The sequence below is a fragment of the Pseudomonas sp. HY13-MNA-CIBAN-0226 genome, from assembly GCF_040310305.1.
Classification (GTDB): domain Bacteria; phylum Pseudomonadota; class Gammaproteobacteria; order Pseudomonadales; family Pseudomonadaceae; genus Aquipseudomonas; species Aquipseudomonas gregormendelii.
This window is the reverse complement of record NZ_JBEOPS010000241.1, coordinates 1-274: the sequence shown is the minus strand read 5'-3', so window position 1 is coordinate 274 and position 274 is coordinate 1. Positions and strand designations below refer to the sequence as shown.

At 47.8% G+C, this 274-nt stretch carries 1 protein-coding gene; it reads right to left on the bottom strand.

Going from position 1 to position 274, the window contains the following annotated elements; all coding sequences use genetic code 11:
- Window positions 1-274 (bottom strand): hypothetical protein (locus AAEZ05_RS28585; RefSeq protein WP_350649959.1); only part of this gene is annotated, 274 nt, incomplete at both ends.

Here is a 274-nt window from a genome sequence, read left to right as displayed (position 1 = left end):
GACATGGAACGCTGATAAGGCTCTTTAATCATAAAATCAAAGCTCATTGCCCAATGATAATGATGGACAGCAAGCAGTTGTGCTTGCCATAGCCCATCGCCTTGGCTCGTCCGTATCCTAAGTTGCCAATGTTGATCGATACGCTTATCAATTGGCGGCTGTGTGAGATGCAACAAAATTGGCCGTGACAGTGCCAGATAGCTGACGACGGCTGCCGTTACTATCAATATGAGTACATACTGCCATAACGCCAACGCAGCCAGCCATGCCAAAC